Source organism: Roseiarcus sp. (genome assembly GCF_049514155.1).
GTDB lineage: Bacteria > Pseudomonadota > Alphaproteobacteria > Rhizobiales > Beijerinckiaceae > Roseiarcus.
Window position 1 is genome coordinate 1 of record NZ_JBEKVH010000159.1, and the last position, 8,415, is coordinate 8,415.

Annotated in this window: 9 protein-coding genes; 3 read left to right on the forward strand and 6 right to left on the reverse strand. The window is 62.2% G+C overall.

All coding sequences use genetic code 11. The annotated features are described in order from the left end of the window. Positions 1-913: 913 nt before the first annotated feature. The 4 genes from ABSF49_RS17945 to ABSF49_RS17960 all read right to left on the reverse strand — a co-directional run bounded on the left by ABSF49_RS17945 (position 914) and on the right by ABSF49_RS17960 (position 3,181). Positions 914-1,363 carry an SRPBCC family protein gene (locus tag ABSF49_RS17945; protein WP_424114013.1) on the reverse strand — a complete coding sequence of 150 codons (450 nt, stop codon included), beginning with the start codon at positions 1,361-1,363 and terminating at the stop codon, positions 914-916. A gap of 88 nt (positions 1,364-1,451) precedes the next feature. After that, a complete protein-coding gene (locus tag ABSF49_RS17950; protein ID WP_424114014.1) occupies positions 1,452-2,180 on the reverse strand; it encodes an SDR family oxidoreductase in 729 nt (242 codons plus the stop codon). 181 nt (positions 2,181-2,361) lie between these two features. After that, the gene (locus ABSF49_RS17955; protein ID WP_424114015.1) at positions 2,362-2,913 is read right to left on the reverse strand and encodes an SRPBCC family protein; all 552 of its coding nucleotides are present in this window, start codon (positions 2,911-2,913) and stop codon (positions 2,362-2,364) included. Continuing rightward, the gene (locus ABSF49_RS17960; RefSeq protein WP_424114016.1) at positions 2,879-3,181 is read right to left on the reverse strand and encodes an ArsR/SmtB family transcription factor; all 303 of its coding nucleotides are present in this window, start codon (positions 3,179-3,181) and stop codon (positions 2,879-2,881) included. The genes ABSF49_RS17955 and ABSF49_RS17960 overlap by 35 nt, the downstream gene beginning before the upstream one ends. Positions 3,182-3,493: 312 nt before the next feature. On the opposite strand from ABSF49_RS17960, the gene ABSF49_RS17965 reads away from it, so the two are divergent. From ABSF49_RS17965 to ABSF49_RS17975, 3 genes are all read left to right on the forward strand, one after another. Then, on the forward strand, positions 3,494-4,126 hold the full coding sequence (locus tag ABSF49_RS17965; protein ID WP_424114017.1) for a tyrosine-type recombinase/integrase: 633 nt from the start codon (positions 3,494-3,496) through the stop codon (positions 4,124-4,126). Between the two features lie 278 nt (positions 4,127-4,404). After that, the gene (locus tag ABSF49_RS17970) at positions 4,405-4,572 is read left to right on the forward strand and encodes a hypothetical protein (protein WP_424114018.1); all 168 of its coding nucleotides are present in this window, start codon (positions 4,405-4,407) and stop codon (positions 4,570-4,572) included. Positions 4,573-4,842: 270 nt separating this feature from the next. Further along, on the forward strand, positions 4,843-6,240 hold the full coding sequence (locus ABSF49_RS17975) for an MFS transporter (protein WP_424114019.1): 1,398 nt from the start codon (positions 4,843-4,845) through the stop codon (positions 6,238-6,240). Positions 6,241-6,655: 415 nt separating this feature from the next. Here ABSF49_RS17975 and ABSF49_RS17980 read toward each other — a convergent pair whose 3' ends face one another. Together ABSF49_RS17980 and ABSF49_RS17985 are read right to left on the reverse strand one after the other, a co-directional pair. After that, positions 6,656-6,856: a hypothetical protein gene (locus tag ABSF49_RS17980; protein WP_424114020.1), complete on the reverse strand. Its 201-nt coding sequence runs from the start codon at positions 6,854-6,856 to the stop codon at positions 6,656-6,658. Between the two features lie 245 nt (positions 6,857-7,101). Then, the gene (locus ABSF49_RS17985) at positions 7,102-8,016 is read right to left on the reverse strand and encodes a LysR family transcriptional regulator (RefSeq protein WP_424114021.1); all 915 of its coding nucleotides are present in this window, start codon (positions 8,014-8,016) and stop codon (positions 7,102-7,104) included. Between the last annotated feature and the right edge of the window lie 399 nt (positions 8,017-8,415).

Genomic DNA, 8,415 nt, shown 5'->3' on the forward strand with positions numbered 1-8,415 from the left:
CTCCGAAGGCAGAGGCCACAGGTTCGAATCCTGTCGGGTGCGCCAAAGTCGACGCCACTCAGGACAAAACTGCGAACACTGGGGGTCAGAGCAACTTCTGATCGGCGATCGCTCGAGGTGTGATGGAACGGCGCAGAAGGGGGAAGCCGAACGTCTCAAGCGCGTCGCGCCGACCGTTGCTTCGCGCCGATTACGACCGGCCCCGGCCAATGAGGCGGTTCTTGAAAGCGGCCTCCCGCGCTGGAGAAGCGCTCTCGACAGTATGGGTGAAAAATCTGCCGTTCCCGCTTCGGCTGGGATCGACGCCAACGCACGTCCCCGGTCACGAGAGCGGCCCTCATCTCCCGAAGAAAGTCACCTGCCCCTGGCCTCGGACCTGCACGGTCGTTGTGGCGCGGTCTATTTTTCGCGTGCAATCCATAACGCGAGCGCCGCTATCGCCAGGCCGATAGCGATGCGCCAAGTCGGACTGCCAGCATACCCATGGCAGGCGTTGACCAAGCCAAGAATGAGAAGCGCCTATGGTTTCCACCGCTTCTGCCATTCTTTCCACATCTTCGGCGTCCTGCGGGTGAATTGCCGCCGAAGTTTCAACCAGCGGCGGTTGGCGCCCCGGGGGATTTTATGCCGGCAGGCGCGGGTGGAGCAATGTGCGATCGGCTGAGTTGGCTGGCGGCTGTGTGAAATCTCGGACTGTCATTCGGCGCAAAGTCCCGACGGCGATCGGCGTCGTAAACTCTTGACCGCTTTCGGTACGAGCGCGTCGAAGTTCGAGGCTGACCAGCAGGCGTAGCTTGCGCAGCCAATCCGCATTGAGGAAAGATCGAGCGCCGCGTCGGCGAGATGAACTTATCAAGCCGACGGGCGCCCAAATGTGGTTGGGGTCCAGATTCGTCCTCCTCCCGTCCAAAGCCTAGCTTTCCTTCACGTTGGGCTGGCCTTTGCCGGTGGCGATCAAGCTGCGCAAGCTCCCCTTGATATAGCTGCCCCAGGCGTCTGAACAGGCCTCGAAGCACTCGTCATTGGGCGCCAACCCAACATGGGTGAATTTGATCTCGGTCTTGTCGCCATTGGCGGCGATCTCGAACGTGATTTTGGTCCCGTTCCATTCGTCTTTGTCCTTGATGAAACTGAGATAGCTGTCCTGGACGAGCCAAACCACCTTCTTGGAGGGGATCAATTCGACGATCTTCTGCTTGCTGTAGTGAATGTCCTTGTAACGATAGGTCCACTCGGCCCCAAGTTCGTCGGTGACGCCGTCAATTTCGCCGGACCACCAGGCGCGGACATTGTTGATCGCGGCGAAGGCTTCCTCCGGGGTCTTGTCGACCGTGAAGGCGGCGGTGAGATGCTGCTTGGTCATGACGTTCTCCTGCTTCATTCTTTGAGAGGTTAAGTTGCGGTTCGCCTGTGCGCTGACGGCGCAGGGCTTGCGGCCTCGCAGCGTTCGCTTACGCCGCAGCGGCCAACATCATTGCGGCGACCTGCCGTTCCGAGGTCTTCGGCGAAGCTTCGAACGATCGGGCAAATTCCAACGCAAACGCGTCGGGGAATATGTCCTCCTGGCCGGCTTCGACGCCGTCGAGGATCGCGATTGCAACGTCGCGCGCCGAAGTCTTCGGGATTGCCAGCGCGCGCGACATGTCGGTGTCGATCGGGCCGGGGTAGACGCCGATGACCGCGGCGCCCTGTGCCGCGAGGAGGATACGCGCAGCTTGAGTGAGGGAATGGAGCGCGGCCTTCGACGCGGCGTAGGTCGGCAGGAACGGGACGTTGGTCAGGCCGGCCACCGAGGCGATGGTGACAAAGGCGCCGCCGCCGTTCCTGGCCAGGGTCGGCGCCAGGCGCTGGAGCAGCCGCAGCGGCCCAAAGTAGTTCACCTCCATCTCGCGCTGGGCTTGGTCGAGAACGCTCGAGCCCACGATGGCCGTCCCAAGCGCCAAGCCGGCGTTGCTGAAAACAATCTCGACGTCCGAAGCCGCTTCCATGGCGGAGCGGACCTGCTCGGCGTCAGTCACGTCAAGCCGCAGCCGGACGACACGATCGTCGCTGAGGTCCTGCAAGGTGTGCGGATCGCGCGCGGCGGCATAGACCTTCTTCACGCCGCGGTTCAGAAGTTCTTCCGTCAACGCGCGCCCAAGGCCGCGGTTGGCGCCCGTCACCAAGGCGACGGTTCCCATGATGGTTTGAATTGTCATCGTCTGATCCTTTCGTCATCGATTGTCGGACGACTGATCTCGCGCATCGTCCGTCCAGTGGTGAAAATCGGCGCGCCGATCCATTCACCGGAGCGGCTGCTCCGGAGTTCGTTCAATTGCGTTTCAGAATTTCGCTCGCGAGATCGATTGAACCGCTTCGCGTTTAGGGGTCCAATCTCGCGCCGCCTAGTTTGTATTGCGCGACATAGATTGCTTGCAGTTCGCGCCAGCTATGCTTCGACTGACGCGCCGCCGCCTCGGTGAGGTGACCGCCGAGTCGCTCGAAGTAAAAGTGCCAGCCCGGCAACATGAGCGCCCGATTCGCATAAGGCGCGCCTCTATGCATGAAGATCACGCGGGCGCCGTCGCCTTCGGGAGACAACTCATAGCGCGCCGTCGAATCGGGCGAATGGGCGTTGCTCCATGTGAACTCCAAGACATGCGGCGGCTCCCAAATCACGACGTGACCGATCATCGGGTTGGGTCCATCGAGCATCAGTTCGTAGCGGCCGCCGACGCGAGGCTCGACATAGGCGGCCCCCATCCAGTCGTTCAGGCGCACCGGGTCAGTCAGCGCGCTCCAGACTTTTTCGATCGAGCGCGGATAATGTCGCTCGAACCGCATATCGATTCGATCGTCTCGCCGCTCGAAGCCGCCGAGCTGTTCCTGGAAATCCATATCAGTCGCTCCTGCTGAGGTGATCGCCGAGCGCATCGAGTTTGCGTGACCAGAACGCGCGATAGGACTCGAGCCAATGATCAATTTCGGCCAAGGGCGCGGCGTCAAGGCTATAAAGCCGCCGCGGCCCGTCGACGCGCATCCGGACCAATCCGGCCTCGCGCAGATATTTGAGATGCTTGGAGACGTTTGGCTGAGGCAAGTTGAGCGCTTCCACGAGGTCGCCCGCCGGCTGTTCTCCGTTTCGGAGAAGGGCGAGGATGTCGCGACGAGTGGGGTCGGATATGGCTGCGAAGGTTGTCATGCCATCATATTCTCACGCAGTTATATTCCTGTCAAGGCATATGAATAAACATTTGTGGACCCTCACAGCGCTCGCGCGGAAACTTAACCCGTCGATCGCGACAGGAAATGTCTCAAAACATCAGTTTTATGTGTGTTTTCATATACTTAACAGGTCTTTGCTTTTGCACCGTCATGAAAGTTCGCATTCATAAGCGAATGTTCGGGGTCTCTTGATTGCCCAGGGCCGTCCGCCTTCGGTCAGCTTCAAGGGTCGTGCGTCCAACGCCTTATTCCACCTGCTGGCCAATGGTGGCCGGAAAAGGAGAAGGCAATGGGGCACTCAGAGTATGACCCGGCGGCCAATGATCAGCGTCCGTGGAACGCGGGCCGGTTGGTTGGCGCCAAGCGCGCGCTGAAGCCGCAACAGGTCTGGGCTATCCGGTTTTGGCTAGACCGCGAACGACGGCTGCGCGATCGCGCAATGTTCAATCTCGCCATCGATAGCAAGTTGCGTGGGTGTGACGTCGTGAAGGTGAAGATCGGCGACCTTGTCAGCGGCGGTCGGGTTCGGTCACGCGCCATCGTCGTCCAGCAGAAGACCGGCCGGCCCGTCCAGTTCGAGCTCCTCGAGCCGACTCGCGGCAGCATTCTGGCCTGGCTCGAACGTCGAGGCGGCACGCTTGATGACTTCGTCTTTCCGAGCCGGCTCGATCACGCCGATCACATCAGCACTCGGCAATATGCTCGACTCGTTGACGAGTGGGTGACTGGGGTCGGACTGCGCCCAGAGGATTATGGCACTCACTCGCTGCGCCGAACCAAGGCGTCCATCATCTATAGGCAAACGGGCAACCTACGCGCTGTGCAGATCCTGCTTGGCCACACTAAGATCGAGAGCACCGTTCGCTATCTGGGCGTCGACGTAGAGGATGCCCTCACGCTTGCCGAGGGGACGGAGGTGTAGCAACTGAACGGCTCCTCGACCTCAGCATCGAGGAGCCTTCTGCCACGATCGGTTCGGCAAGGTTGCGCCCTCCGACGCCATTCCGGCGCCATTAGTCGTTCCCCGAAAGCCGACATTACGCCGGCGGTCGAACGAGCCGCGTACGACCTCGCCAAGGCGAAGGACTGCATGCTGGACGGCGTGAGTAGATTCCGACAATTGAAAATTGTCGGCGCTGTTGCCAGCCTGACGGTATGCCGTGGCGCGTTCAATATAATGACGAATCTGGCGAGAGAGTCTTGGCGTTCCGAAGCCCGGAGCGGGCGATAGAGGCGGCTTGTTCGCTCATCGATCGGGGTCGTCAGGTTTTCAGCATCGGCACCGCCGACCCGGGCGATGCAATCTCGGAAATTGAGATCGCCCGCATCTACGCCATTTGGGCGCGAGAAAAAAAGCCGTTTGGCTGAATTGCGATACCGATCCAGAAACAGCCAGTTCGCATTCAGCCAACGGGTTGCCGCATCGCGCCCAAGACAGCCAGAAGCGATGCGGAAATGACGGCTCGAAAACGGACGTGACGTCGACGACGATCGGCTATTTGCCGCCAACGGGCGGGGGGACCGCTCGACCTTGAATGGTACTGTCGCCCGCACTGGCTCGGCAGCCGAAACGACGCTAGCATTCGACTTGGGCCAGTCGACGGGACTGGTCGCGACGCTAGAAGGTCGATTGATGCTGTGGCGCGCGTCGTCGTCGGCGCTGCGATCGCGCCCACTGAGGCTGCGGCAGTGACGCCGCTGCAGAGCCGAGTGCTGACGGCGACGATCGTCGGCTCGGGAATGGCTTTCGCCGACGGCAGCATCGTCACGGTCGCCATTCCCAAGATGCGCGTCGCGCTGGACGCCTCGCTTGCCGAAATGCAATGGGTCGCGAACGGCTACACGCTGGTCCTTTCCGCCTTGCTGCTGCTGGGCGGCGCGGCAGGGGACCGCTATGGCCTGCGGCGCGTCTACGCCCTTGGCATCGCGCTGTTCGCGATGGCCTCATTCGCCTGTGCGCTTTCGGCGGATTCGACGGAGTTGATTCTCGCCCGCGCGGCGCAGGGGTTCGGCGCGGCGCTGATGGTCCCTGGATCGTTGGCGCTCATCGCCGCGCATTTCCCCTCGGACGAGCGCGGACGCGCCATCGGCGTCTGGGCGGCGACGACGAGCATCGCCGCGGCGTTTGGGCCGCTGCTCGGCGGCTGGCTCATCGACCACGCTCCCTGGCAATCGATCTTCCTGATCAATCTGCCGTTTGCGGCGCTCGGACTTGGGATCGTCATTCGCGGCGTGACCGACCTTCCCGCCGGAAATGCGACCGGCATGGATTGGCTCGGGGCGCTTTTGGCCGTCATCGGCCTTGGCGGCGTAGCGTTGAGCCTGACGCTGGTCGGCGAACCGGGCGCCGACGCGCGCCGCGCGGCGATCGCCAGCGGGGCCGCGGGACTTGCCGCGCTTGCGGGTTTTGTCGCCTGGGAGTCGCGCGCGCGGGCCCCGATGATGCCGCTACGGTTCTTCCGCGACCGGCGCGCCAACGGCGTCAACATTCTGACATTGTTGCTCTACTTTGCGTTGTCAGGGGCGATCTTCTTTTTGCCCTCGACGCTCATTCAGCGCGACGGCTGGAGCGCCGCAACAGCGGGATCGATCTTCCTCGGCTTCACCGCCATGTTGGCGATTCTGTCGCGCTTCGGCGGCGCCATTGCCGACCGGTTCGGCGTGCGCATTCCTCTGACCGTCGGGCCGGCAATCACTGCAGCGAGTTTCGCAGCGCTCGCGCCTGCAGTCGTCGTTGGCGATTTTTGGACTGCAATCGAGCCGACGATGCTGCTGATGGGCGTCGGCATGGGGATCACCGTCGCGCCGTTGTCGACCGCGGTGATGGCCAGCGCCCCGGCAGGACAAACGGGCGTCGCCTCGGCGATCAACAACGCCGTCGCGCGCGTCGCCGGCCTTTTCGCCGTCGCCTCGCTCGGCGCAATCGTCGGCGATAAATTCGGCGGATTCTCCGCCCTTGCGCTGATTTGCGCGGCCGCCGCCGCCGCTAGCGCAGCTGTCGGTTTCGCCACTCTAGGCAACGCCCAAAGCGAATAACACGCGCCGTTGCCGGGCTCGAATCAGTCTCCGCGAAAACATGCGGTCATCGGACCGCGCTCGCTCGCAAATCGCGTCGTTTGATGCGAGCCCGTCGAACGTCCGCTCCACCATTTCGTTTGCCAGAAACCCGGCATTCCGCCTTCGGCCAACCTCGGTCATTCGGGCGCGGTCGACGGAAGGTCTCGCTTCGGGTCGCAATGCGCCTGTGAGCAGCGCGTCGAAATTCGTCGCTCATTGGTGCGAAGCGAATAAACAGGGCCTTAAGAGTCATATTGTTATTTCAATCACAGAGGTGTTCGCAGTTTTGTCCTGAGGGGTGCGCCATAAAATCAATTGTTTGCCCTTGGTCGGCGTCAAGGCGAACCAAGCCTGGCCGCCAGGTCGCTGACAAGAGCCGCTTCGCCTGGTCGCGCTATCGCCTCTCGAACCCGCGCGCGAGCGCCGCGCCGCCATCCGTCGGCGGCCGTTTCATCACCACGAAGCCGGCGCGCTCGAGATGCTCGACGACGCGGTCGGCGACCATGCTCGCCATGATCTCGCCCGCGCTGCGGACGCGCCTTCGTCGGCGGAAATGCAGCGCAAGAGCGATCGTGGCGGCGCAAACCAATCGCATCGGCGAGTTCGGCGGCGCTGGCCGGCGCGAGGCGTTCGGCCTCTTTCATCGCGCGATGAAAGCGCGAGCGATCGAACGAGACAAGAACGAGGGCCGCCAGATCGCCGCACGATCGGTCCGCCCTCTCCCGCCTTCGCCCGATTGGCGCGTGAACCGCGTGTCGAAAATGCGCAGCTTGTCGCCGACAATTTGCGCTTCACGTCGGGTCTGCTTGCGTCCGGTCTTTCCCGATCGCTTCGTCGCCATCACCCGTGGAGACCATCCCTGCAGGCCTTCACGGTGAAGTCGGCGAAGGCCTTCACCCGGCGATGCAAATGCAGGTTGGCCGGCCAGGCGAGGGCGACCGTCAGCGGCGGGACCGGGTTGGCGATCGGGCGTATGACCAGCGGCAGCCCTTCGTAGGTGACGTCGCTTCTCGGTCGCTGAACCAGCACCGCATAGCCGAGATTGTGGGCGACCAGAGCGCGGACGAATTCGAAATTCGTCGTCCGATGGACGATGTTCGGCGTGATGCCGATGGCGGCGAACAGGTGATCGTTGCGGCCCGGCAGGACGTCGATCTGGATGAACGGGTCGTCGCCGAACAAGGCGAGGTCGACTGGCGCCGTCGTGTTTCCGAGCCGGTGTCGGGGCGAAACCAGGATATAGGCCTCCGCGTCATACAGCCGCACGCGTTCGAAGCCAGGACTGATGTCGAAGTCGTAGACGATCGACAGGTCGATGTTTCCCGCCAGCATCGCGTGTTCGAGATTGAGCTGCGAATCTTCGACGAACCGAGGCGCCACCTCCGGATGCCGAGCCTGAAACCCGGCCAGCAGCGACGGCGCGAGGAACGGCAGAAGGGTCGGGAAGCAGCCGACAATCAGTTCTCCGGCGAGGTTGGCGGCGGGGCCGCCGGCCAACGCTTGAAATTCCTCGGCCTGGCGAACCAGCCGCCGCGCTTCGACCAGAAGCTGGCGCCCGGCGCCGGTGAGCGTGACGCCTATCGCTTTGTGGCGAATGAAAAGATCGAGGCCGAGCTCTTTTTCGAGATCGTTCAGCGCCTCGGACATCGCCGCCTGCGACAGGCAGAGGCTTCGGGCGCCGGCGCTGACGCTGCCTTCGTCGGCGGCGGCGACGAAGCAGGCGATCTTGCGTAACGATATGCGCGGCAGCGACATTCCCGGCTCCCTGAACGGTCGGCTCCGCCGCTCGATGTCAGCGGAATTCCGATCCTCCCCCTGAGGTCTTCGCCGGCGCCGCTTGTCGTGCGGCCCGTCGCGTCTGCGGTCGTTTGATATCGGAATATCCGATTGCATTACTGGAAAATAGCCAATTTTCCAATGATTGATTTCGTGCCAGCTTCATTTTGCCGGGCGTCCCAAGTTTTGTGCAGAACCCGGTAGAAGGCGTAAAGGTTAAGAAAGCTATCGCCGTTGATTTGGCGGAGCAGTGCGGTAGTTTTGTCTTGGCCTTACGCTTGTTTGGACTACTTTATATTTCAATCGTTGGCTTTGATTTCTTAATCTCCAAATAAGAAATCAAGTCGCGAACGAGGAGGGCGGAAACGTGGAGACGAA